Raw genomic sequence first — 23,945 nt, forward strand, 5'->3', positions numbered from 1 at the left:
AGCACACGGAGCACACGGATGAAACCGGACCTACACGGATTGGGCATTGCGTTTACCCAAAACAAAGAACAAGGCCGTTAGGACGATCGAGGCGAGGAGGACCATGAACTGTTCTGGGCCGAGGCCGAGTGTGTCGGGGTTGGCGTTGATGAGTTGGTGTTGGTAGAGATACGCCGCGATGACGGCCGCCGCGTTGTTGAGGAAGTGGGCGAGCATGGGTAACCAGATCGATCCGCTCCAGAGTAGTAAGTAGCCAAGGAGCGCTCCCAACAACAGCCGGGGTACGAAGCCATAGAACTGCAGGTGCATGGCACTGAAGAGTAAGGCCGCCGCCCAAATGCCGACTTGTTTCTTCCCCGACCATTCGCTGAACAATCGCTGTACTACACCGCGGAATAACCACTCCTCTCCAATGGCCGGCAGCAGGGCGATCATGAAGAGGTTAAACAGCAGCGCGCCCGGATCGGGCATGTCGAGGAACGCCTCGGTGAGTACCGCCGCTTTATCTTCCGAGTCGCGCATCCATTGCTCCACCGGTGCGAGGAACGAAGGCAAATGCATCTTGCTGTTTAAATCGCCCAGCAGGTTGATGAGCGGCACGGCTGTGAGCATTCCCAGGCCCACCCACAACAGACTCGTTGCCGGAGCGACCTTGCGCAACTGCAGGTATTCCTTCGGATCGCCGTGAAACAGATACGCCAACACCCAGGCCGGAACGATGAACGTACCGATCGTGCTGCCGGTCTGGATCACCTTCAATACTTGCAGGGTCAGCGGGTTTTTCACGTCCTGCAGCATGTTCTCCAACTGGTACATCGGGATGCCGTACAGGCCGGTCACGACCACGGTGCTGAGCAGCGTAAAGGCTACGGCAGAGATCAAAATCACCCCGACTCCGAGTAAAAACTTCGAATACGGCGTGTTTTGGGCCCAGATTGACTTGAGGGGCATAGAGCGGTATTTTTGTGGGGCGAAGGTAGTTGATGGAGTGAACAGTGAATAGTGAACAGTGAACAGTAAAAAGTTTGGCGAATAGCGAATAGCCAATAGCGAATAGTAACGTTTACCCCAACCCCCAAGCCCCTCCACCGCCTACCGCCAACCGCCTACTGCCTACTGCCTACTGCCTACTGCCTACTGCTGACCGCCTACCGCCTACCTACCACCGCCCATGCTTCCCAAACTCCCCGACTTCCCGCTGCTCCTGGCTCCTATGGAGGATGTCAGTGATCCGCCGTTTCGGTTTGTTTGTAAGCAGAACGGGGCGGACATGATGTACACGGAGTTCATCTCGAGCGAAGGACTCATCCGGCATGCCGCCAAGAGTACGATGAAGCTTGACATCTTCGAGTACGAACGTCCGATCGGGATCCAGTTGTTCGGTGGCGAGATCGGTTCGATGCGCGAAGCCGCATTGATCGCGGAGGCTGCACAGCCGGATCTCATCGACATCAATTATGGTTGTCCGGTCAAGGCGGTCGCCTGCAAGGGCGCCGGCGCCGCGCTACTGCAGGATATCCCGAAGATGGTGAAGATGACCGAAGAGATCGTCAGGGCCGTAAAGCTGCCGGTGACGGTGAAGACCCGTCTCGGCTGGGATGATCTGACCAAGAACATCGTCGAAGTCGCCGAGCGGCTCCAGGACATCGGCATTGCCGCGCTCACGATACACGGTCGTACACGCAAGCAGATGTACAAAGGTCCGGCCGACTGGACGCTCATCGGCGAAGTGAAGAACAATCCGCGCATGCGTATACCGATCTTCGGCAACGGCGACATCGACTCTCCGATGAAGGCCGTGGAGATGCGTCAACGCTACGGCGTGGACGGCGTGATGATCGGACGCGCCAGCATCGGTTATCCATGGATCTTCCGGGAGATCCGGCATTACCTCAACACGGGCGAAATGTTAGCGGGACCCACGATCGACGAACGCGTCGCGAATTGTCGTACGCATTTGCAGAAGTCCGTGGAGTGGAAGGGAGAACGTTTGGGCGTAGTGGAAATGCGCAAGCACTACGCGAATTACTTCAAAGGGCTGGATCATTTTCGCGACTACCGCATCCGGCTTGTGACGCTCGATCATTTGGACGAGCTGCACGCGGTGCTCGACGAGATCCGGGAGCGGTACGAACTGGTCAATGTGCGTACTTGATTTTCCGGCAAGCAGATACCCGCTGGTATTTGGCACTTGCTGAACCACAGTCCGTATGGATCGGTCCCCCACCAGCATCTTTCTCTTCTGGTACCGTAATGGAAATTGCCGGCCATTGAATTGTGCGTACGTAGAGGAATCCTGACAATCGTCATCTGAATCCACATAGGATTCATAGTTTTTTTAGGATCGGAGATCATTCCCGGCACCCCCGGGCAGGGATACTTTTGATTGTCTTTTCAAAGCATCATGCCCATGTTTTACTATCCATGCTTAGGGCGCGTTCCGAAGAAGTTTTCGGAACCAGTTGAACGCGACAATTTCTAACCCACACGCTTATGTTATCCAAATCACAAGCCCGGTTATTCTTCATCATAGGAACCGTGGCATTCTCGGGCGTATTCCTCTGGCTGACGGTGGATACGATGCGGAAAATTCCGCAGCAGACCCGACAACAGAACATCACAGCGGAAGTCAACCGCGGTAAATTGATCTGGGACGCGAACAACTGTATGGGCTGCCACACCATCTTCGGTGAAGGCGCTTATTACGCCCCGGAACTGACGAAAGCCTATGAACGGCGGGGCGAGCAGTGGCTCACGCTTTTTTTAAAGGACCCGGAAGCATTGTATCCGGGACAGCGGAAAATGGTCAACTATCATTTTAGCGACGCGGAGATTGCCGACGTGATCGCATTCCTCAAATGGGTGGGGGAAGTCGACCTGAATGGTTTTCCGGCCAAGCCGACACTTTCCCAAACGAAGTAGCCCATCCGTTCAACCTGTAACGAAAACAATCCTATGAAATACCAATCACAAAAACTGGCGTACTGGTTTTTCGCCACCTGTATGTTGCTGCTGAGCCTGCAGCTCATTTACGGTTTCATCATGGGCTTCGCGCACATGGGTTATGACGGCCTTCATTCGGTCATCCCCTTCAACACCGCACGTGCGGTCCACACCAACCTGCTGGTGGTCTGGTTACTCACCGGATTCATGGGCGCCGCCTATTTCATCATTCCCGACGAAGCGGGGCGTGAACTTTACTCGGTGAAACTAGGATACATCCAACTGATCAGCCTGATCCTTGTCGGGGTCGTGGCCTTGATCGGATTTCACATCAATTGGTGGGAAGGCAGGAAGTTTCTGGAGATTCCCCGGCCGCTCGACTACCTGGTCGTAGTGAATGTACTTACCTTCCTGTTCAACATCGGCGCCACGATCTACAAGTCGGAGCGCATCAGTACCACCGGCATCGTATTGTACACCGGGCTTGTTGCCGCTGCGCTCTTGTATCTCCCGGGCATGATCTATTTCGACAACCAGACCATCGACTCGTACTTCCGCTGGTGGGTCGTGCATCTGTGGGTGGAAGGCGTATGGGAGCTCATCATGGGCGGCATCCTGGCTTACCTACTCATCAAACTCACCGGCGTTGACCGCGAAGTGATCGAGAAATGGTTGTATGTAATTGTCGGCTTGACGTTTCTCTCGGGAATCCTCGGAACCGGCCACCACTATTATTATATCGGCACGCCGAAGTATTGGTTGATCGTTGGCGGCATCTTCTCCGCGTTGGAGCCGTTGGCCTTCCTGGGAATGGCGCTCTTCGCCATCGTGATGTATAAACGCAGTGGTCGCGATCATCCGAACAAACTCGCCTTATTGTGGACCATCGGCTGCGCGATCATGTCGTTCGTCGGAGCCGGCTTCCTCGGCTTCGCACACACCCTGCCACAGGTCAACCTGTATACACACGGGACCCTGGTCACTGCCATGCACGGCCACCTTGCATTCTGGGGCGCTTATGCGATGATCGTCCTCGCCATCATCGCCTATGCAATGCCGCAGATGACCGGACGGAAACGTTATTCCAGTATGACCGGTATCATCGCCTTCTGGATGTCGAATATCGGCATGTTGGGAATGACCGGAGCATTCGCCGTCGCGGGTATCGCCCAGGTGTACCTGGAGCGAAAATCCGGAATGGAATTTCTCGCTGTTCAAAAGGAGATTGAGCCGCATTTCTTTGGATTGATCCTGGCCGCTACGCTCTTTACCATCGCTATCATTCTCTACATCTATGAATTCATCCGCTACGGTCGTCCGACCGATGAGGCCCTTGAACGCGCAGCTTCCTGATACCAACGCGACCGGCGGCGTTTATTACAAAGAAACCGGTCGCGAAACGGAAGTGTTCCGACACTGCTTTCGGGAAAAGCTGCCGCTGCTACTGAAAGGGCCTACCGGAACGGGTAAGTCGCGCTATGTGGAGTTCATGGCCGCTGAATTGCAATTACCCTTCCTGACGGTAGCTTGTCATGAAGAGACCTCTACGGTCGACTTGCTGGGTCGTTATATCGTGAAGGGAGATACGACGGAATGGATCGATGGACCGCTCACGCAGGCGGTCCGGCAGGGCGGGATCATCTACCTGGATGAGATCGCCGAAGCGCGCCCCGATGTTCTGGTGGCCATTCACTCACTGACCGATCATCGTCGAATGCTCTTTCTCGATCGTCATCATGAAGTGTTGCGTGCCCCGGACGATTTCATGCTCGTGGCGTCCTTCAACCCCGGGTACCAACGCGGATACAAGGAACTCAAACCCTCCACCCGCCAGCGATTCGTGACCCTTTCGTTCGATTATCCCGGACAAAGCATCGAAGCGGAGATCCTGTATGGTGAAACCGAAATCGATCGCGCGATCGCGAATAAGCTGGTCGGATTCGCGGCAAGAGTTCGCGGCATGGCGGAACTGGGTCTCGCCGAAACCGCGTCGACGCGGTTGTTGGTTGACGCGGCCAAGCTCATCCACAGCGGAATGCCGCCGCGGCTTTCCTGTACGGTAGCGATCGCAGAAACGTTGACGGACGACCCGGAAGTGCGTCAGTCGCTGGTTGACCTGATCAACATGACCTTTTAACAATGGAGTGGGATCAGTTTCTGTTCAAACGGATCTCCGAACTCGTACAATGGGTCAGACGTCCTGCGGTGGATCCGCAACGGCAAGCGGCGGCGGTGGAGTTGGAAACCCTGAAACCGCGACTGACAGCCCTGGCTCGTCTCTTGTCGGGGCGCGCGGTGAACATACATCCCGCCGAGCGCGAAGGTGGCTGGCGAGGAGATCAGTGGTTGTTGCCGTCGCGGTATGACCGTTCGGCAACGCAAACCGGCAATGTTGATTTTTTTCTATTCAGGATCTTCTTCCTGTATGGTCAAGAGCGACTGCGACATGCTTTTCGTGGAGAGGAGGCGAATAGTATACTACAGGCGAGCGCGTGCGCACTGCTGAACGCGGACGCGGTGCTGGCTTTTCTGTCGAACGAATTTCCGGGATTTGACGAATTGCATCAACGCGTGAAAGAAGACGTGATGGCCGGACACGATGCGTCGGATCCGGCCGAACCCTGGTTGTATGGCCGTTGGTATCGACTCGATGACGACAGCTGGTGCAAGCTCGACGTAAATGCTGATGCTGCATCGAAAAATACCGTGGCAGTAGAGAAAGATTCGAAGGATTATTCAGAAAGGCAGGCGCCGGCGCGGGAGGAAACCGAGCTGTTGATCGTCGATTCGGAGGAACAAGAGAACTATACGCTCACCCACAATTTCGAAAAGATCGAGACGCTGGATACGTTCTCCGGTCGGTGGCGCGATTTTGACGGAAGCGACGACCTGGATGAGCATGGCGAAGCATTGCAGGAACTGGACCTCCGGCAACTGGTACGCGTTGATAGCCCGGTGCATTCGGTGTATCGGACGGAATTCATTCAGTCGCTGGGCCTGATCGAAACCGCTGACGCTCTTCATGCCGGATTTCATCGGTGTTACGACGAATGGAATTTCCAGCAACATGGTTATCGTAAGGGTTATTGCCGGGTCTATCCGACCTTCCTAAAAGAGTCATTGTCGGGTTACGCGGCGACGACTTTGAGCAAACACGCCGGTTTGGCGCGTTCGATGCGGCGGCAGGCAGAGCGATACCTGACCGAGCATTTTGTACAACAGCGCTTGTCGTGGGGAGACGCTCCTGATCTTGACGCGATGGTGGAAGCTTATCTGGACCGGAAGGCAGGCATCACTCCGTCGGAAAATCTGTATCAGTCGCGCCGGAAGCGTGGCCGGGATGCGGCGATCCTGGTATTGACCGATACCAGCCTAAGCACCGATGGATATTCAAACAACCAGCGGGTATTGGATCTGGAGAAGGAAGCGCTGGTACTTGTCGCGGACGTTTGGGAAAAGTTGGGTGTCCGCTTCCAGCTTGACACGTTCAATAGCCGGACGCATAACCATTGTAACTATGGAACGGTAAAGGGCTTTCACGAGTCCTGGCAATTGTGCCGGGATCGCATTGGTGCAATTGGAAGTTCGGGTTATACCCGCATCGGCCCGGCACTACGACACGCGACCTATCTGTTGAATCAGGTGCGTGCTTCCAGTCGCTGGTTATTGTTGTTGACCGACGGAAAGCCGAATGATTACGACCGGTACGAAGGTCAATACGGTATCCAAGATGTACGGCAGGCCATTCGGGAAGCGGAACGGGATGGGGTGCATGTCTCAGCGATAGCCATCGAAGAAGCAGCACGGTTTTATTTGCCCCAGATGTTCGGTAAAGGTGGCTTTGAGTTGTTGAGGCATCCTCGCCAATTGCCGTTCGCTTTGTTGAATGGATACCTGCGAATCGTGCGCTGAAAGCCCCCTGAACAATTCACTGAAAAAATTAGTCCCTGATCCCTTTCGTCCCTCGTCTCACCCGCGATTACCCTTCGAAAATCAGGTATAGCCCCGCAAAGATGACCAGTATGGCGATGGAAGTCAGACCGTACAGGACCAGATCATAGATGGAGGGAATCGGATTCCAGAGTGTGAGCACACAGCTGATGAATCCCAAAACGGCTCCGATGCCGGCGAGGATGAATCCGAGATTCTGTTGCTTCGCCCGCTTGAGACGTTGCTCGTCTAGGGATTCGTTGGTCATAGTCGAAAGATAATCATTATTCGATATTGTCCTATATCCTTTCGTATTGAATGGTAGAAAAGCCGGGAAGCCGTCGTTGCGCCCCCGTTTGCCGTACTAACTATTAATTCTCCGTAAACGATCGGGAATTCATACTGACTCTAAAGATTTTTTTCTTTTTTCGGGTCTCTGCGCCATCACCCATATGCGAATTTCCACCATCGCGACCTTTGTGGCCGCCCTCTTGTTGCTGTCCGGTTATAAGCCGCTTTCAGCACAAACCCTTCCGCCCGGATTCTCACAGGTGCTGGTCGCGCCGGGCATCACCCAGCCGACGACCATGGCTTATACGCCCGATGGTCGTTTCTTTATCTGTGAACAGACCGGAGCTGTCAAGGTCCTGAAGAACGATACACTCTTGTCGCGTCCTTTCATCACCCTCACCACCAACCTGAACGGTGAACGCGGCCTGGTCGGAATCGCCATCGACCCCGACTTTACAAACAACCAATACGTCTATCTCTGCTACACGATCCCGACCGGTGAGTTCAATCGGGTCAGTCGTTTCACCGCCAGTGGCGATACGGTGGTGCCGGGTAGTGAAGTAGTATTGCTGGAAACCGATACCATGATCGCCAACTATCATGGCGGAGGGCACCTGCAGATCGGTCCGGACGGCAAGCTCTATGTCGCGGTTGGTGAAAACGGTCGGTCCGCACTCTCACAGGACCTGAACAGCTACCTCGGAAAAATCCTCCGCATCAATCTTGACGGATCAACCCCGTCCGACAATCCGTTTCCCGGACCCGGGAAGCAGCGGAACATTTGGGCCTATGGCCTGCGTAATCCGTTCACCTTTTCGTTCCAGCCCTCTACCGGTCGCTTCTTCATTAATGATGTCGGCGAGATAACCTGGGAAGAGATCAATGACGCAACAGCCGGAGGCGGTAACTATGGTTGGCCTCTGGCAGAAGGCGTCAGCAGCGATACCGCCTTCGACAATCCTTTTTACTCCTACCTGCACGGGCTTTCGACCGGGCAGGGCTGTGCCATTACCGGAGGAGATTTTTTCGATCCGGATACGACCAATTATCCGACCGCGTACCAGGACAAGTATTACTTCATCGACTACTGCGGCAACTGGATCGACTACATCACCCTGAGTTACCCGCCGGTGTGGAGTCACTTCGCTTCAAACGTCGCGAACTACAGCGTCGGCTTGATGACCGGTCCCGATGGTAACCTGTACTTCTTATCGCGCAACAATGAAGCGTTATACAAGATCGCTTACTCGCCCAATCCTGCTGCCGTTGTGGTAAACGAACCACTGGATCAGTTGGTGTCGCTTGGATATCCGGCGAACTTCAGTGTCTCTGCCAGTGGTACACCTCCTTTCCAGTCTCAGTGGTACAAGGGAACGACCTTGCTGCTCAACGACACGAACGCCACACTCAACATCCCGAATTGCGCGTTTGCGGACTCCGGCGATTACCGCGTCGTGGTCAGCAATGCCTTTGGATCCGATACCAGCCGTTACGCGCACCTGAGTGTTACAGCCAACCAACCGCCGGTCGCCGTGATCAATACACCGCTTCCCGGGGCACATTACAGCGGCGGCGACCTCATCAGCTTCTCGGGTGATGCCAATGATCCGGAAGACGGCGTACTGCCCGACTCCGCCTTCCAGTGGGTCGTCATCTTTCACCACGACACGCACGTACATCCAGGACCCAATGCCGGAAGCGGTATTCGCAGCGGAGCTTTTCTGGTGCCGACTACCGGCGAGGTTTCGCCCAATGTTTTTTTCCGGCTCTATCTGATCGTACGGGACGCGGAAGGCTTGGTCGATTCGGCGTTCGTCGACCTGCAACCCAACCTCAGTGACTTTACCATCAACACGCAACCACAAGGATTGACCATCTATGTGGATGGGCAACCCCATATCGCGCCGCATACGGTGACGGGCGTCGAGGGCATGTACCGCAACTTCGGCGCGCCTTGGTCGCAAGCCTCGGGACCATCCACTTATTTCTTCACTCGCTGGAATAATGGCGGTGCGCTCACACAAACGTTCCGTACGCCGTTGAACGATACCGCCTGGACCGCATTTTATGGTGAAGACGTGCTACCCTTCACGCTCAATGATACCGTGGTTTGCATCAATTCGACCTTACAACTGAGCCCGGCGGGGTATAATAGCTATGCCTGGAGCGACGGAACGACCGGGAACAACTATACGTTCAACTCGTCGGTTCCCGACACCTTCAGCATCGGACTGACTGTCACCGACGGTACAGGCCAGGCCGGCAGCGATTCGATCACGGTTATCTTCGACGTCTGCGACCAGGTCGGAACGCCGCTTGGCGATCGTATCGCGCTCTATCCGGTACCCTCCACCGGTCGTATCAACATTTCGGAAAGCCCGGTGCCGTATCGACTGGTCATCACCGATCTGACGGGTCGCGCCGTATGGGTAGAATCGGTGCCTGCAGGGAATGTGAAGCAGCTGAAATTGCCTTCAGGAGTATTCCATTTTCTATTGCAAACAGAGCAACAGGAAATCTTACTCAGTCGGAAGGTGGTTGTCCTGGAATAGTCGGGGGTAATATTCGCGGCTTAGTGCAAGTCGAAGCTGCGGACCAGATCACGGTTGGGTGATCCGCTGTGGCACCCGATGCAACCATCTCCCTTTTTACCTACACTGAAAACAGTAGATCCGTCCGGTTCATATTCCGCCCACATCCAGCCGCTGCCGGCATTTGCGTTCGAGGGCTCCTTCTTCATGACCGCCAATAAAGTTACGCCGGAACCCGACACGACTTCCTTAACGATCACCGAGCCGTTCGGGAAAGTCGCTCCGGACGGGAGTTCGCCTGTTGAATCGAGCGCGGCCAATGCGGTGGAGTTGAATTTCAGTTTGAAAGAGCCGTGCGGGCTGGGGGACGCGGCGCTCAGCGTGTTTCCATTTTGGTAATAGGAATAACTGCCGTTCCGGATCTCCGAAGAGAACGCCTGATCAGCAGATGATTCTTCTTTGTCCTTCTTACACGCGATCATCGTTGTAACTGCCGGAAGCAGCATCAACATTAACTTGAGAGAGTTGTTCATGGCAGAGGGAATGGAAGGGGTTAACAAGAGACAGATCCAATCGGAATCAAAGTTTCTATCAATCCCCTAAAGCTAACGCAGGCAGCTACCCAATGATTGTGATGATTGTCACGAATCACAGGATGAAAGCAAGAAAAAGGAAGAAGCGTTATTCGATGATCAGTGTTTTTCGCTCAATACGGGTTCCTTCCGCGATGCGAACCAGATAACACCCACCCGATAATCCAGTGAGATCAAGGCGCTGTACAGGCGCTGAGAGGTTGTGCATAGACCGGATCAATTGTCCTTGCATGTTGTAAAGCTGGACAAGGTCGGGTCGCGCATGGTCGAATCGGAGGTTGACGAAATCGTGCGCCGGATTCGGAAAGAGTGTGAGGCGGGAAGGTTCGGCCACCGGCTTGGGTCCGAGCCAGAGGTTTTCATCGAAGCGCACCACGCCGCTTTGTTCCGTTCCGGCCCAGACGATTCCGTTTCCTTCAATACAGGTATAAAAGACATTGTCGTCCGGCATGTCGGAGTTCGCGGTGTACCAGCTGTAGTAAACCGGGCCTTCTTTTTTCACGATGCCACGATCGTAGGTGCCCAACCAGATGTTGGTCAGGGAATCGAACTGCAGGGAGTTGAGCGAATTGGTGGGGATACCGGAACTGAGCGTATTGTAAGTGAACCAACCGCCGTTGTAGAAATTGACCAGCGCGCCGGCAGGACATGTCATCCACAGGTGGTTAAGCGGACCCAGTACAAGATCGTTCATGCTGTTGTCGGGAAAGTTCTGGTGCATGTAGTCCCAGGTGGTGAACCCCGTATCACGGATCATTTGGGAAAATCCGCCGTTCACCGTTCCCAGCCAGCGCAGTGTATCGTTTTCAATTACGCAGCGTGAGATGTGATCAACGGGAATGTTCGAATTGCCAATGTTCCAGGTCGTCCAGTTGGCGCCGTCGAACCGGCTAAGTCCGGCGATGGTACAGATCCACGCGCTGCCAAAGCGATCGATCGTAACGCTTCGGATATAGTCGGCGGCGATCGGCGAGTTGGCCGTGGTGTAGCTGGTCCAGTTCGTGCCGTCGAATACGCAGACGCCTCCGTTCTGTGTCGAGATCCACGCCCGACCAGCCGCATCGAACGCGACATGCTTGACAGAATTGTCGGTGAGACCGCTGTTCGTCGTCTGGTAAACCGTCCAGGTGTTGTCGTCGTAGATCGCAAGACCGAATTCGGTACAGAACCATTTCCGGTTCAGACTGTCGATCGCGATGTAGCGGCATTGGTTGTCGGGAAGCGGGGAGTTATTTCGGTCGAAGACAGTAAAGGTCTGTTGCGCGGAGGCGAACAGGGACCAGATCAGCAGGAGTAGGGTCAGGCGCATGTCGAACAAATATACTGAAGCCGTTGAAGCGGAGGATGACGCCCGTCACGTAATCGCTGAACTTTCCCGCCTTGCGCACGAATCCGCCACAGGAGCGGCTTTCGGGGACTGTTGCAAGCCCCGGGGGCATTGATTAACTTGATTCCCTACGTGAGACCTTTCCTGCGCCTTTTAACCTGCCTGTTTTGCTTCCTGTTGTCCGGTGCCCGGGCACAGGATCCCGTTTACCGGGTCTATGACCGGCGCGACGGACTTCCTTCGAATACCGTCTACTGCGCATTTCAGGACGCCCGGGGTTTTTTGTGGTTCGGCACGGATGCGGGCGCTTCCCGCTTCGACGGGCGCGCGTTTCGTGGATACAATGTGCAGAATGGACTGGTCGACAGCGAAGTCCTGCGCATCTATCAGGATTCGAAGGGACGCATCTGGTTTCTGACCCTGAAAGGATTGTTGTGCTATTATCTCGACGGTAAGATCCATAATCCCTACAATGACCCCGACCTGCCGAAGGGTCTGGCGGATCGTGGCTTGTTGTCGTTCCGGGAAGACGCGAAGGGAAATATCTGGTTCGGAGGGCTGAGTAACCAGGTGCTGCGCATTGATCCGTCCGATCACTGTGATTTTATCATGCCCGATACGATCGCCAATCCTGCGCGTGCGGGCTGGACCTTTCTCTATGAACCCGAGCCCGGCGTCATGATCGTGAACGTGCAGGATGGATTGGTTCGCATCAACTCGGACGATCTGAAGGAAACGCCGGTTGAAATGCCGGGCATCGGTGATACCGTGGCCTGGATGGAAAATACCGGTCCGCGAACGGGATTGCTGATCAGTACGCGCGGGCTCTTTCGCCTCAATGGCTACGAGGCGGAATTGCTGCTGAGCGCCGCCGAGATCCCCGCGCAGATGAACATGGGACGCATCACACAGGATGAAGACGGCAGTCTGTGGATGATGAACAACGACAAATGCGTGTACTATCTGAAGAAGACGCCCGGCGGATTCGCTCCGGCCCTCCGATACTTCACCGGCCAGGTGATCAGCCGGGTCTACAACGATCGTGAAGGCAATCGTTGGTTCACGACGATCGGCAACGGGGTCTATAAATCGCCGGCCAACAATCCTCAGATTTCGGCCCAGTACATTCCCAACGACGAGCATCGGGAACAGGTGTTCTCCATTATCGCCGCTCGCGACGGGAGCCAGTGGATCGGCACCAGCAACGGATCGGTGTATCATCGGGAAGGCGGCCGACTCTCGCGCTTTGACCTGTTGAAGGAAAACAATACCATCAACCGGGTCTTGTCTTTATTGGAAGATTCCACCGGGAATATCTTATGTGCCGCAGACCGAGGCTTGTTCCTCCTGGCTCGACGGAGTGATGGGTCATATGAGGAGGCCCGTCCCATTCCATCGATTGAGGGTTTTGAAGTCGCCGGCTTGAAGCGATTGTTCCGTGACCGCAACGGCACGAATTACACCAGTTCCCTTACCGGTATCCGACCTGTCATCCAACGGAATGGTCGCCTGTACCAGGGGGAGCTGACGCATCCGGATATCAATTTCCGGGTCTATGCCCCGTTCTTTGCCAGCGACGGACGATTGTGGTTCGAACATTTTGAGCGACTATCCTATCTGGAAGGTGACAAAGTCCGGGAGTTCCCGCAGTTCGATTCCTTGTTCATCAGCCGTATTACGGTAATCAACGAGACGGACGACGGATGTCTGTTGATCGGCACCTATGGTCGGGGTTTGTATGTGATGAAAAATGATGCGATCATTTTTCACGCGGATTACAATTCCCTCGGTCTTACCGGCGACCATTGCACCAAGCTCGTCCGCCGGGAAGGAAAGATCTTCCTCGCGACTACGAACGGTGTGAATATTCTGCAGTGGGATGGAGCTTCCCTTCACCTGATCGAAAAATTCGCCAACCGCGACGGTTTGCTGAATGAGTACACCAACGATCTGGCTATTGACAACCGGTATCTGTACCTGGCTACTCCGGATGGCGTTTGCACCATCGACAGGATCCGGAAGAAGACGAAAGCCCTGCCGCCGACGACCTACATCACCGATTTTGAAATCCTCGGGCAATCGGTATCGTTGAAGGCACCGATCGTTGTTCAGCCCGACAGCAATTCGATCGGACTGACCTATATCGCACCAACCTTTGATCAACCCCATCTGATGCAGTTCCGTTACAGGTTTCTGCCCGATGATGAGGAATGGACGGTCGCGGCTACGACGGGTATCCTGATCAGTGATATGGATCCCGGCTACTATCGCTTCGAGGTACAGGCGAAGAAATTCAATTCCGACTGGGGCCCAACGGCGTTTCTGGAATTCCGGATACTGCCCCCCTTTTACAAGACGCTGGCATTCCGGATCCTGATGATCGCCCTCGCGGTCGGGCTGGCGTTCCTGCTCATTCGTAGAATCATCGCCCGCCGGTACCAAAAGCAGTTCGTTTATTTACGCGAACAGCAGGCGTTGGAAGTGGAGCGTCGAAGAATCGGCGCGGATATGCACGACGATCTGGGCGCCGATCTCACCAACATCCTGATCTATTCCAAGATCATCAGCTCCGCCGAAGCATTGAACGAACGGCAACGGGGCGCGCTGAAAAAGATCGGTGAAACCTCGAATGATCTCATCAACAAGATGAACGAGATCATCTGGGCGCTCAACCCTTCGAACGACACCCTCGACAACCTCATCGCTTATTTGCGGCAGTATGCCTACGATTTTTGTGAATTGCACAACCTGCCCTTGCAAATCGAATCCTCTCCGCAATCGCAACTCATCCCGATCAAAGCCGCCGTGCGCCGGAACCTGTTCCTGGTTTTGAAAGAAGCATTGCGGAACGTGTTGCGCCATGCCCGGGCACACCAGGTGAAAGTGCATATCGTAAATGATGCGACCAACCGGAGCCTGCTCTTGCTGATCGAAGACGACGGCAACGGCATTGACCGGAGCAAGCCCAAACACGGCAATGGTCTGGTCAATATGCAAAAGCGTATCGCGGAGATCGGTGGAACGATCAGCATTGATTCGCCCGGTACCAAAGGCACGCGTATTCAAGTGCAAGTTCACTACTAAGCAACCCGAAGAAAGACCGCCGTAGCCCCGAGCAGCGGTTTTTGCCCAATCATCCCCCTGCGAGACGTATCTTTTTTCGATGATTTACGTCTTAATGCAGTGGAAGAGCATGCGGAGTTTCAATCTGCAGCCAGCTTGGATCCTTCTCACAACAACACTAATTAACTAATATTCAACAAGATACAAGCGGCTTCATCCTGCGTACGTTGTAGACTCCCCGCGATCTTATCCCACCCGTTACATGAGCACTGAACAAAAGAAGGACCTGAACCAGTATTACCTCGATACTTATACGAAGGAAGCGAGTGTTTATGATCAGCGTCGCTGGACCAGTAAAGGCGGAAGCAAGGCGAAGAGTCTGCGTAACGCGTATTTCTTCGATATCCTTCGGAAGTATAACCTGATCCAACCGGAGAAGAAAATCATCGATGTGGCCTCCGGTACCGGCCGCGTTGCGTTGGAGTTGGTGACCTTCGGCTATAAGAAAGTTGTCGCCTGTGACCTGACCAACGCCATGCTGGATGTCAGTCGCTCGAAATTGCCGGCGCAGTACAAGGACATCCTCGAGTATCATGTCGCCGATATGAAAAAGTTGCCGTTTTCGGACGCGTCCTTCGACGGCGCTACACTGGGTGCGTTTCTCTACCTGATCCCGCTCGAAGAATATCCGGCGTATACCAAGGACATTCATCGCGTTCTACAAAAGGACGGCATCCTGGTTTGCGAAGTGATGAATCAATTGCACTTCTTCAATCCGTTCAAAGCGGTCATGAAATTCTGGCACCGCCATGTCCGCGGTAAGAAGATCAAGAGTCATGCGTATCCATGGGAGTTGAAAAAGGCGTTCGCGCCATTCGAAGTGGTCGATATCATCGGCACCGACTTCCCCGCGGTCATGACGATTTTCGGTGACGGTTTTCTCCGCTTTCTGTCGCGTTCACCGCTGACCAAGTATTTCGGTGGACGTTTTGTCGTCGGACTAAAAAAGTAAGCGTTGATAGCGCAACCGGAATCCCTTTACCAGCCGATCCTGGAGCAGCGGTCGCTCCGGCTGATGGAGGTGCTTTCGGAAAAAAAGCTGCGCGGCGTCTATAAAGTTGCGGAGCTGTCGGGCGGTCCCCCCCTGATTTTGAAAGTGAACAAATTGTTTCCTGGCAAGTTGCGCCGGGAAGCGGACCTTTTGCAATTGGCCGAAGCGCATGAATTGAAGCACCTGAAACTTCCGCGGATCGTGGACCGGAGCGATCACTGGATGTTGATGGACTGTGTGCAACTCGAACACTATACCCGCGATACCATACTACTGAAAGCCTGGACGACGGCGGAAGCGGAAAAATGGATCGCGGCCCTGCAGGAGTTTCAACAGATCCCGCAGTCTTCACGTGGCTTTAGTAAAAAAGAAAAGCTGAAAGGGGCCTTCTATCCGCTGATCCGTCTGATCGAACTCCGAAAAGCCGTGAACAAGCGGCTGTCACTGTGGAGGCGCGTGCAACTGGGGTGGATGGCCCTGCGCTACCTGGCTTATCGTCCTCTGCTCCGCCAGGTGACCGTGCACTATGACCTGAACACCTTTAATTTCACCAATGAACAGGGTTCGGAAAAGATGCTGATGATCGATTTCGAAGCCGGTGCCTACCGGGGCGATTCGCTTTACGATATTTTATATTATCTTACGATACCCACGGTACGACTGGAGGACTGGGTATTTCAGCGAACGTTGCTCGGGACCTGGTTTCGAGCATCCGAAGGCAAGGAACGCTTTCTGTCGCAGCGGCTCCGGTTTCAATTGGTCGTCCTGTGTTTGCAACGCATCCAGCGGTTCATCGATGAACCGGAGAAGGCACAGGTCTATGTAGACAACCTCGACCTGCTCTTTGACGGCAATCGATACCGGAATTGGCGGATTCGTTTGCAGCAAGCTTGAGCCGGCTTGCGTAACTTGCGACCGGTTATATTCATCCACTTTTAGACTGAAGCAACATGAAGGAGAACGAGCCGATGATCCGCGTAGCGGTGATTGAAGATCACCACGACATCCGTGACGGGATGTCATTCCTGATCGAGAGCAGTGACGAATTCCTTTGCCGTGCTTACGGCACTGCGGAAGAAGCGCTGGAAGCCTTTGCCGAAATGCCTCCCGACGTCGTCTTGATGGATATCAACCTTCCCGGCATGGATGGTATCGCGTGTTCCAGGATCATCAAGGAAAAGTACCCGTCGGTGCACATCATGATGTGTACCGTGTACGAAGACGACGAGAAGATCTTCCGTGCGCTTTCCGCCGGTGCGAGTGGATATATTCTGAAACGTTCCGCCGGAGACAATTTGCTTGACGCGATCCGCGAATTGCATCGGGGCGGAGCGCCCATGAGCAGCTCCATCGCGCGTAAAGTGGTGGCTTCTTTCCGCCAGGCGCCGCTCTCCAGCCCGGAAGCCGCTTTGTTAACGCCGCGTGAAAACGAAATCCTCGATCTGCTTGCACAGGGATTCCGAAATAAAGAGATCGCCGAAAAACTACACGTCAGCGTAAACACGATCCGTACACACATCTATAACATCTACGAAAAGCTGCACGTGCAGAACAGGATCGAAGCGTTGAATAAGACCGGACGGATCTAGCAGGAGCGACGAAGGGCAAAGGGTTGTTTGTTCCGGGTTCCGGCTTGAGTGGTAGGGACGTGGGACGAGGGACGAACTGCGAGAAAGATAACTAGCCTGAATTTTCAACCTTCAACCTTCAACCTTCAACTGTCAACCCTAGTTAGGCATTGACAATTGACAACGCGGATCCCGGAACCCGAAACCCGGAACATTGCAGCCCAAAATCATCCATTTGTCGTATTGGCCTTGGGTCCTTGCCTTGCGACCTTTGCACCACTGAGTACAGCCTTCGGGCACCCCCTTCTTCTCATAGTAGTTATTTATCAGTTTTTCATGCTCATCTGAAGATCCCGCGCGCAGGCGGGATCTTCTCTTTCAGAGCAGGTTGTGTTTTGGCAATAAAAAACCCCCTTGTTGATTCAACTTGGGGGTTTTTTACGTCAAAGACGGTTTAAAATAATCATTCTTTCACGATCCGGATTACCTTGGTTTGTTCACCCTGATCCAGGCGGATCAGGTAGGTGCCCGACTGAAGGTCCTTTAAGGAAAGTTCGAAGCGATTTTCTCCTTCCATGACCGTTTTCGTTTCCATTAGCAGGCTGCGACCGCTCAGGTCGTAAACGGTCAGGCGGGCTTTTCCGAGGAGTCCGGAGAAATAGCGCAACTGAACATTTTCGTGTGCAGGATTCGGGAAGGCCGTCAGCGCATCCGACTCATCGGTCGTTCCGAAGTTGCCCTGACGGATCAGACCTGTGGTGAACAATGCCGAGGAACTGTAAATCGAAGTTGTAACGCCGTTACAGATCGAGCGCACCTGCCACTGATAGGTCGTGTTCGCGGAGAGACCGGTAAGCGACATGTTGGTCACGCCACCGGCTCCGCTGACTTTTTTCCAGAGGTAGTTCGTCGTACCGTTTACCGAGTAGCGTACCATGAAACTGTCGGCCGTTACCATCGGTGTCCAGTTGACAACCGCGCTGTTGTTGGTCACATTCGTTGAACTGAGTCCGTACGGAGTCGCGCACGGCACCGGCGCATTCGTGGTGCAAAAGGTTAACGCGGTACTGTAACCGCTGCTAAGACCGGAACAGATCGAAGATACCTGGAACTGATAGGTCGTATTGGGCGTCAAACCGGTCAGGCTTGCAGAAGTCGTTCCGCCTACGCCGCTGACATCTTTATAGAGATAATTCGTAGTGCCGTTGACTGAATAGCGAATACGGAAAATGTCGGCGGTCACCAGGTTGGTCCAGCTCACGGTAGCGCTGGTGTTCGCCACATTCGAAGTTCCGAGACCGAAGGGTCGGCCGCACGGAGTCGGATTATTCGTCGTCGTAAACGTAGCAACGGAGCTATACCCGCTGCTCACACCATTACAGATCGAACTGACCTGCCATTTGTAGGTTGTGTTTTGTGTCAGGTTCGTCAGCGATGTGCTGCTGCCGGAACTTCCGTTGAGGTCTTTGTAGAAGTACGTAGACGTTCCGTTCACATAATACCGGATACGGAATACATCGGCGGTAACGAAGGGTGTCCAGCCCACCGTTGCGCTGTTGTTCGCGATGTTGGTCGTGCTAAGCGCGTTGGGGACCGCGCAGGGAATCGGCGCGTTGGTCGTGGTAAAGGTGGCGGAGTTGCTGTAACCGCTGCTCACGCCGCGGCAGATGGAACTGACCTGGAACTGGTAAGTCGTTCCCGGAGAGAGTCCGCTAAGGCCGGTGCTGCTGACACCACCTGCGCCGTTGACGTCCTTATACAAACAGTTCGTCGTGCCGTTCACCGAATACCGGATCCGGAACGTGTCGGCCGTGGCCGCGTTGCTCCAGCTCACCGTCGCGGAAACGTTGGTGACCGCGGAGGAGCCCAGTCCGGTAGGACGTAGACAATTGTTCCCCGCAGCGGTAACCGTGGTAGTGGCCGTAGCCGTGCCCGTGCAACCGAATGCGTTCGTGTAGGTGTAGGTTACGGTATACGGACCACCTGCGCCAGCAACTGAAGGCGTGAACGTATTGCCGCTGATGCCGGGACCCGAAAACGTTCCGCCGGAAGGAGAGCCGGTCAGCATTGCCGGTGAAGAACCAGTCGTGTACGATGCGGCAAGACCGGTGAATGAAACCGACGGAATCGGATTGATCGTGGCCGTCACCATAGTGCGCGCACTTTCCTGGACGATATCGGCGCGCCGCACCTGCCAGTCGTAGAAGTAATAATACTGACCATGTCCACCCGATGAGTTATGGATCTGCAGCAATCCCGGATAGTTGTACGGGTAAGAAACACCCGCCGTGTTGTAATACATGCCGGTGCCACTGCTCTGGATGCGGTAAAAATCGCCGGGCGGGATGCTCCAGTTCAGGGTGACCGTATTCGTACCGTTCACCAGCGGGACCGTCGTGGTGCGCAGGGTCGAAAGATTCTTATCGAACAAGGTGAAAGTACGACTCGCGGCTGTGTTGGAATACACCTTGATCGACTGCAGGACGATGTTCGAATACACGTTGAATACCAGGTATTGCGCCGTGCTGCTCGTGTTGTAGGCGCCGGCGCCGATGGTAATGCTGGCAGGACCGGCACTGCTGTTAGTGCCGGAGCTGGTCACGCTGTTCGATACATAATAGTTCGTGGTCGCGCTGAGCGTGGGGGTGGTGTAACTCGATCCGGTAGCAATGGATATTCCACCCGATGCGCCGGTGTACCACTTCAGGGTCCCGGATCCGCTGGCCCCCAAGGTAACCGAACCGCTTCCACATCGACTCGCATTCGTCACGGACGGGGCAGTTGGGGCGGTCAGCACGCTCAAGGTGTAGGGAGCGGAGGTCGCGGTGCCGCAAGGGCTGGTGACGGTCACGCGATAGGTGCCGGCAGTGCTGACCTGGATCGACTGTGTTGTTGCACCCGTGGACCAGGTGTAGGCCGTTCCGGCATTTGCCGTAAGGGTTGCCACATCGCCGGGAGCGATCACACCTGCGCGATTGCTGCTGATGGTCGCGACACCGGTACCCGGCGCCGTCTGCCGGGTGAGGGTGATCGGTACCGCGATCACGTTGTTGTTTTCACGGAGTTCCTGAAAATTGTTGTTGGGGTCGATCTGCACCACGATCCAGTAGTTGCCGTTACAGGTTCCCTGCGGAATGTTGATCCACATGCCGTCCAGCGTCTTCGAATAAATATCGACGTAGCCGGCGGAGATACCCTGAAGCGTATTCGAACAACCATACTGGCCGCCACCGAGTCCGTAGTTGGGCAGGTTGGTGCTGGTGAGGATATTATTGAGGGAGTCGCGACAATGACCGTTGCTGCTGTTGCAATTGCTCAGGTCGAGCAGGCAGAAAGCGAGTTTGGAACCGCTGCCGACAATCGGCCAGTTGAGCGGATTCGGATCGGTAGGGTTCTCGATGCGCAGCGTGTAGAATCCCCAGCCATCGATGTGTTGATGGCCGTGTGTAGGGTGGTAGGTCATCGTACCCGCTTCACGATCGGAATACGTCATCACGCTGCCGTTCTTGTGATAGACGCGCTGCGCGACAACCTGCTTGGGATCCGATCCATCGGGACAGGTGCCGGTGCCGGGATAAGCGGTCACCGTATCGGTGCCGCAAACCCACTTCGAAACACCGCGAACTTCCATCGGACCGTACCCGATGTTCGGTGTAGAGCCGGTAAGTCGCAGACGTCCGTCATCGGAACCCTGTCCGCTTTGACTGGTACCGGCGTTGATCTGGGCATATTCGGTATAGCCGCCGGAAGCGGTGATCGCATCCTTGCCAACCGAAATATCGGGTAACAGGTCGCAGTTGGACGCGCCGGCCGGACACACACAAGAGGTCGCGTTCGAGGTCGTGCACTGGGCACTCGTCAGCAAAGCCGCACCCATGGCGGCCAGCAACAGTAACAGTTTTTTCATGTGGGATCGCAGCAGTTGATACGTCAAGATAGTGCGCATTTCGATATTTTCAAAACACTCCTGAAATCAACGAAAAAGCCGCCCCAATGAATGGCCGGAAGGCAGGTTACCGTTTCATCAGCTACGCTCGACGGCTCCCTTTTTCTCTTGCGGCAGCCTTGTAGATGAGTACGGCGACTCAGTTCCGAATAACCTTCAGACAGCGCACACCAGTCTCATTGATCAGTTGGAGCAGATAAACTCCGGCCGGGTACTGTTGGAGTGAGAACACCGTGCCCGCGTCCGCTTGCCGACTCTCCAGCAATCGTCCGTCCAAAGAAAGTATCCGGGCACTTGTTCCGGGCGCTTGTCCGCGAACCCACAACAGATCACTGATCGGGTTCGGGAATACGACCGCATCGGAAGCCGCGATACCGCTGACCCCGCTGGGCAATGGCGCACTCACCTTGCCAACAATGGTACGGTAGGCTTCGCCGGTATTGACGAGGAACGGTCCGTAGGTAGCGCTGTCGGTAACGGTGGAGGTAAACCAGACTTCATTGGCCGGTCCTACGGCGAGTGACTGGGTATAATCGTATCCGGTCGATCCGCCGATGAGGCCGTGGATCACACTGCCATCGGCAGGATGGAAATAGAGGATGGCGGTGCTTTGCGAAAACGAGCTGCCGGATGACAGCACGACACCATTACCCCAATCCACGGTCGCGCGTTGATTACCGATCAATACAATGGTGCCATCGCTCAACCTGCTGAGGTAATGTTGCGCGAGCGGTTGAAGGTAGGAGAAGGGATCTGCGCCGACCGGCATCTGACGTCCCCAGGTAAAGAAACCGGTTGAATCGGCGTGCACCAGATAAAACGTCTGCGAATTCCCGGGAGACGGTAAGGAGATATTGCCCCAGGTGATGGAATCGAAGACGACACAGGAGAGGCTGACCGATCCGTCGTCGCCGGCGACGACTTCGGGTCGTTGAAAGGTGATGTCGTTGCCGGAATAGGCCCAATGCGCGGTTCCGTCCGCACGCACGCGTGCTACGAATTGTCCGTAGGAAGTGATCGCGCTGATGGAAAGGTTGTTCACCGTCAGCGTCCCGGATTCGTTCGCGCCGGAGAGATAACGATTGCCGAAAGGATCGATTGCGAGACCACTCAGCAGACGGATGCCGGAAACGCTATCGACCCGCTGCTCGTTTCCATTGGCATCAAGTCGACAGATGACACTTTTGGAAAAATCACTGTGCGCATACCACACACTTCCATCCGGATGACGTGCCAGGCAACCGACCTCGTACGCATCCGGATTTTCACGTGTCAGGTTACGTTTCCAATTCACCTGCCCGTTCGGGTCGATGGAAGCCAGGAAGCTGTTCGTCCAGAGACCGCCGAGCGTATTGTAGAGCGTATCGTTCACGCCCAGCAGGAGAGTGTCCATGAAGTATCCGTTGAGTACGCAATTTCCGTTTCCGTCGCTGATGACATGACGAAGATGGGCCTCGGGGCCGAACGGCAGTTCCCAGAGGAGTGTGCCACTTCCGTCGCGGCACTCGAGTAGTTGAAGGCCATAGATGTCGGACCCATAGATGACCGCGGAACTGTCGACACGAAATCCGACGGTATTTCCATTCGGCAATGCGGTGATCTGGCTGATCGGCATTCCCGGATTCATGTTGTATCGCATCGGGAACTCGCCGATCCAACTGAACTGTTGAGCCGGAGCGGTAAAGGTGAATAGCAGGAGCGTTGCAGAGAGGAGGTAAAGATGTTTCATCAACAGGGGAGGTTTTCAACAAATTTATTCGTTCCTAATTCAACTTTCTCTCTTCGATCGGAATTTAACAGACCGCTGACAAGTTGGTACAATTGATCAAAACGTTAACGCCTGAGCAACGGAAATCCATAATTACTTTCCTCGGCGCACTGACGGGTGAAGTGCCCGTGTCGGCGAAGCGATGACGAATGGATGATACCGGTACTTTCTTTTTACCTTTCCACCATGCCCTCCTTCTTCGCGCATGCAATCTCAGCATTGCCACTTGCCAGATCCTTTGGCGGAAGCAACTTCCACAAGCTGGCGATCTGGTCGGCTGTATGCGCGGTATTACCGGATGCGGATGTGCTGGCATTCCGGTTCGGCATTCCCTATGAATCGATCTGGGGCCACCGGGGGATAACGCATTCGTTTTTCTTTGCCGCATTGCTCTCGTCACTGCTGGTGCTAACAATTTTCAAAGCGTCCGGACCTCGGCGATTCACAATCTGGTGTTGCCTGTTTCTTGCGACAGCTTCTCACCCCTTGCTCGACGCACTGACCAATGGCGGGTTGGGTGTTGCACTGTGGGCGCCTTTCAGTGATGAGCGTTTCTTCTTTTCGTTTCGCCCGATCCAGGTATCGCCGATCGGTGCGGGCGCGTTCTTCTCGGAATGGGGACTCCGGGTTCTCAAAAGCGAAGGGCTTTGGGTTGCCCTGCCTTCGCTCGCCTGGCTCGTTGTCGCTTCCATTCTTCGAAAATCCGCTACAAAAGCGGAATAGGACGTTTGGAGGGCACCCGGGCTTGGTTATCTTTGTGGCCCTTCCAACCAACTCACCATGAAGAAGTTTTACGGCTTTATTGCCCTGCTTTGCTGTACCTACAACGCAAAGGCTCAACCAACATTAACCGCCTCTGGCATTAATCCAGTAATTGGCGATGTAGCGATTGTTAAACGATTTACACCTAATTTGGCTCAAGCTGGTTCATCAG

General features: G+C 54.7%; 17 protein-coding genes. 11 read left to right on the forward strand and 6 right to left on the reverse strand.

Annotated elements, in window-relative coordinates:
• Window positions 1–30: 30 nt before the first annotated feature.
• On the reverse strand, window positions 31–951 hold the full coding sequence (locus IPJ96_01700) for a CPBP family intramembrane metalloprotease (GenBank protein ID MBK7909061.1): 921 nt from the start codon (window positions 949–951) through the stop codon (window positions 31–33).
• Between the two features lie 220 nt (window positions 952–1,171).
• On the opposite strand from IPJ96_01700, the gene dusB reads away from it, so the two are divergent.
• From dusB to IPJ96_01725, 5 genes are all read left to right on the forward strand, one after another.
• Complete coding sequence (gene dusB / locus IPJ96_01705; protein MBK7909062.1) at window positions 1,172–2,155, forward strand: tRNA dihydrouridine synthase DusB; 984 nt, start codon at window positions 1,172–1,174, stop codon at window positions 2,153–2,155.
• A gap of 338 nt (window positions 2,156–2,493) precedes the next feature.
• Window positions 2,494–2,922 (forward strand): cytochrome c, encoded by a 429-nt coding sequence (locus IPJ96_01710; protein ID MBK7909063.1) that lies wholly within the window; start codon window positions 2,494–2,496, stop codon window positions 2,920–2,922.
• A gap of 33 nt (window positions 2,923–2,955) precedes the next feature.
• Complete coding sequence (locus tag IPJ96_01715; GenBank protein MBK7909064.1) at window positions 2,956–4,296, forward strand: cbb3-type cytochrome c oxidase subunit I; 1,341 nt, start codon at window positions 2,956–2,958, stop codon at window positions 4,294–4,296.
• Window positions 4,268–5,080 carry a CbbQ/NirQ/NorQ/GpvN family protein gene (locus IPJ96_01720; protein MBK7909065.1) on the forward strand — a complete coding sequence of 271 codons (813 nt, stop codon included), beginning with the start codon at window positions 4,268–4,270 and terminating at the stop codon, window positions 5,078–5,080. Before IPJ96_01715 ends, IPJ96_01720 begins: the two co-directional genes overlap by 29 nt.
• 2 nt (window positions 5,081–5,082) lie before the next feature.
• Window positions 5,083–6,855: a VWA domain-containing protein gene (locus tag IPJ96_01725; GenBank protein MBK7909066.1), complete on the forward strand. Its 1,773-nt coding sequence runs from the start codon at window positions 5,083–5,085 to the stop codon at window positions 6,853–6,855.
• A gap of 67 nt (window positions 6,856–6,922) precedes the next feature.
• Here the strand turns inward: IPJ96_01725 and IPJ96_01730 are convergent, their stop codons facing one another.
• Window positions 6,923–7,141: a hypothetical protein gene (locus IPJ96_01730; protein MBK7909067.1), complete on the reverse strand. Its 219-nt coding sequence runs from the start codon at window positions 7,139–7,141 to the stop codon at window positions 6,923–6,925.
• A gap of 184 nt (window positions 7,142–7,325) precedes the next feature.
• Here IPJ96_01730 and IPJ96_01735 point away from each other — a divergent pair, with 184 nt between their 5' ends.
• Window positions 7,326–9,716 carry a PQQ-dependent sugar dehydrogenase gene (locus IPJ96_01735; GenBank protein ID MBK7909068.1) on the forward strand — a complete coding sequence of 797 codons (2,391 nt, stop codon included), beginning with the start codon at window positions 7,326–7,328 and terminating at the stop codon, window positions 9,714–9,716.
• A 20-nt stretch (window positions 9,717–9,736) separates the two neighbouring features.
• On the opposite strand, the gene IPJ96_01740 is transcribed toward IPJ96_01735, so the two are convergent.
• Together IPJ96_01740 and IPJ96_01745 are read right to left on the reverse strand one after the other, a co-directional pair.
• Complete coding sequence (locus tag IPJ96_01740) at window positions 9,737–10,228, reverse strand: cytochrome P460 family protein (protein ID MBK7909069.1); 492 nt, start codon at window positions 10,226–10,228, stop codon at window positions 9,737–9,739.
• A gap of 148 nt (window positions 10,229–10,376) precedes the next feature.
• Window positions 10,377–11,597 carry a T9SS type A sorting domain-containing protein gene (locus IPJ96_01745; GenBank protein MBK7909070.1) on the reverse strand — a complete coding sequence of 407 codons (1,221 nt, stop codon included), beginning with the start codon at window positions 11,595–11,597 and terminating at the stop codon, window positions 10,377–10,379.
• 150 nt (window positions 11,598–11,747) lie between these two features.
• Between IPJ96_01745 and IPJ96_01750 the strand changes: the two genes are divergently transcribed.
• The 4 genes from IPJ96_01750 (at window position 11,748) to IPJ96_01765 (ending at window position 17,318) form a co-directional block, all read left to right on the forward strand.
• Entirely contained in the window at window positions 11,748–14,699 is a 2,952-nt protein-coding gene (locus IPJ96_01750; protein ID MBK7909071.1) for a hypothetical protein, read from the forward strand.
• Between the two features lie 241 nt (window positions 14,700–14,940).
• Window positions 14,941–15,690: a class I SAM-dependent methyltransferase gene (locus tag IPJ96_01755; GenBank protein ID MBK7909072.1), complete on the forward strand. Its 750-nt coding sequence runs from the start codon at window positions 14,941–14,943 to the stop codon at window positions 15,688–15,690.
• Between the two features lie 3 nt (window positions 15,691–15,693).
• Window positions 15,694–16,623: a phosphotransferase gene (locus tag IPJ96_01760; GenBank protein ID MBK7909073.1), complete on the forward strand. Its 930-nt coding sequence runs from the start codon at window positions 15,694–15,696 to the stop codon at window positions 16,621–16,623.
• Between the two features lie 74 nt (window positions 16,624–16,697).
• Window positions 16,698–17,318: a response regulator transcription factor gene (locus tag IPJ96_01765; protein ID MBK7909074.1), complete on the forward strand. Its 621-nt coding sequence runs from the start codon at window positions 16,698–16,700 to the stop codon at window positions 17,316–17,318.
• A 442-nt stretch (window positions 17,319–17,760) separates the two neighbouring features.
• Here IPJ96_01765 and IPJ96_01770 read toward each other — a convergent pair whose 3' ends face one another.
• Window positions 17,761–21,243, reverse strand: a complete 3,483-nt coding sequence (locus tag IPJ96_01770) for a fibronectin type III domain-containing protein (protein ID MBK7909075.1) — start codon at window positions 21,241–21,243, stop codon at window positions 17,761–17,763.
• A gap of 139 nt (window positions 21,244–21,382) precedes the next feature.
• Window positions 21,383–22,972, reverse strand: coding sequence for a T9SS type A sorting domain-containing protein (locus IPJ96_01775; GenBank protein ID MBK7909076.1), 1,590 nt, complete (start codon window positions 22,970–22,972; stop codon window positions 21,383–21,385).
• 225 nt (window positions 22,973–23,197) lie between these two features.
• Between IPJ96_01775 and IPJ96_01780 the strand changes: the two genes are divergently transcribed.
• Window positions 23,198–23,734 (forward strand): metal-dependent hydrolase, encoded by a 537-nt coding sequence (locus tag IPJ96_01780; GenBank protein ID MBK7909077.1) that lies wholly within the window; start codon window positions 23,198–23,200, stop codon window positions 23,732–23,734.
• The last annotated feature ends 211 nt before the right edge of the window (window positions 23,735–23,945 follow it).

It is taken from the genome of Bacteroidota bacterium, assembly GCA_016713765.1.
In the GTDB taxonomy this organism is placed as follows: domain Bacteria; phylum Bacteroidota; class Bacteroidia; order AKYH767-A; family 2013-40CM-41-45; genus Pollutiaquabacter; species Pollutiaquabacter aromativorans.

What these genes read in the sequence shown, in the direction of transcription:
- IPJ96_01735 (MBK7909068.1), top strand. Translation starts at nt 7,326, where the DNA reads ATGCGAATTTCCACCATCGCGACCTTTGTGGCCGCCCTCTTGTTGCTG.
- IPJ96_01770 (MBK7909075.1), bottom strand. Translation starts at nt 21,243, where the DNA reads ATGCGCACTATCTTGACGTATCAACTGCTGCGATCCCACATGAAAAAA.
- IPJ96_01740 (MBK7909069.1), bottom strand. Translation starts at nt 10,228, where the DNA reads ATGAACAACTCTCTCAAGTTAATGTTGATGCTGCTTCCGGCAGTTACA.
- IPJ96_01745 (MBK7909070.1), bottom strand. Translation starts at nt 11,597, where the DNA reads ATGCGCCTGACCCTACTCCTGCTGATCTGGTCCCTGTTCGCCTCCGCG.
- dusB (MBK7909062.1), top strand. Translation starts at nt 1,172, where the DNA reads ATGCTTCCCAAACTCCCCGACTTCCCGCTGCTCCTGGCTCCTATGGAG.
- IPJ96_01765 (MBK7909074.1), top strand. Translation starts at nt 16,698, where the DNA reads ATGATCCGCGTAGCGGTGATTGAAGATCACCACGACATCCGTGACGGG.
- IPJ96_01775 (MBK7909076.1), bottom strand. Translation starts at nt 22,972, where the DNA reads ATGAAACATCTTTACCTCCTCTCTGCAACGCTCCTGCTATTCACCTTT.
- IPJ96_01715 (MBK7909064.1), top strand. Translation starts at nt 2,956, where the DNA reads ATGAAATACCAATCACAAAAACTGGCGTACTGGTTTTTCGCCACCTGT.
- IPJ96_01700 (MBK7909061.1), bottom strand. Translation starts at nt 951, where the DNA reads ATGCCCCTCAAGTCAATCTGGGCCCAAAACACGCCGTATTCGAAGTTT.
- IPJ96_01720 (MBK7909065.1), top strand. Translation starts at nt 4,268, where the DNA reads ATGAGGCCCTTGAACGCGCAGCTTCCTGATACCAACGCGACCGGCGGC.
- IPJ96_01755 (MBK7909072.1), top strand. Translation starts at nt 14,941, where the DNA reads ATGAGCACTGAACAAAAGAAGGACCTGAACCAGTATTACCTCGATACT.
- IPJ96_01730 (MBK7909067.1), bottom strand. Translation starts at nt 7,141, where the DNA reads ATGACCAACGAATCCCTAGACGAGCAACGTCTCAAGCGGGCGAAGCAA.
- IPJ96_01725 (MBK7909066.1), top strand. Translation starts at nt 5,083, where the DNA reads ATGGAGTGGGATCAGTTTCTGTTCAAACGGATCTCCGAACTCGTACAA.
- IPJ96_01780 (MBK7909077.1), top strand. Translation starts at nt 23,198, where the DNA reads ATGCCCTCCTTCTTCGCGCATGCAATCTCAGCATTGCCACTTGCCAGA.
- IPJ96_01710 (MBK7909063.1), top strand. Translation starts at nt 2,494, where the DNA reads ATGTTATCCAAATCACAAGCCCGGTTATTCTTCATCATAGGAACCGTG.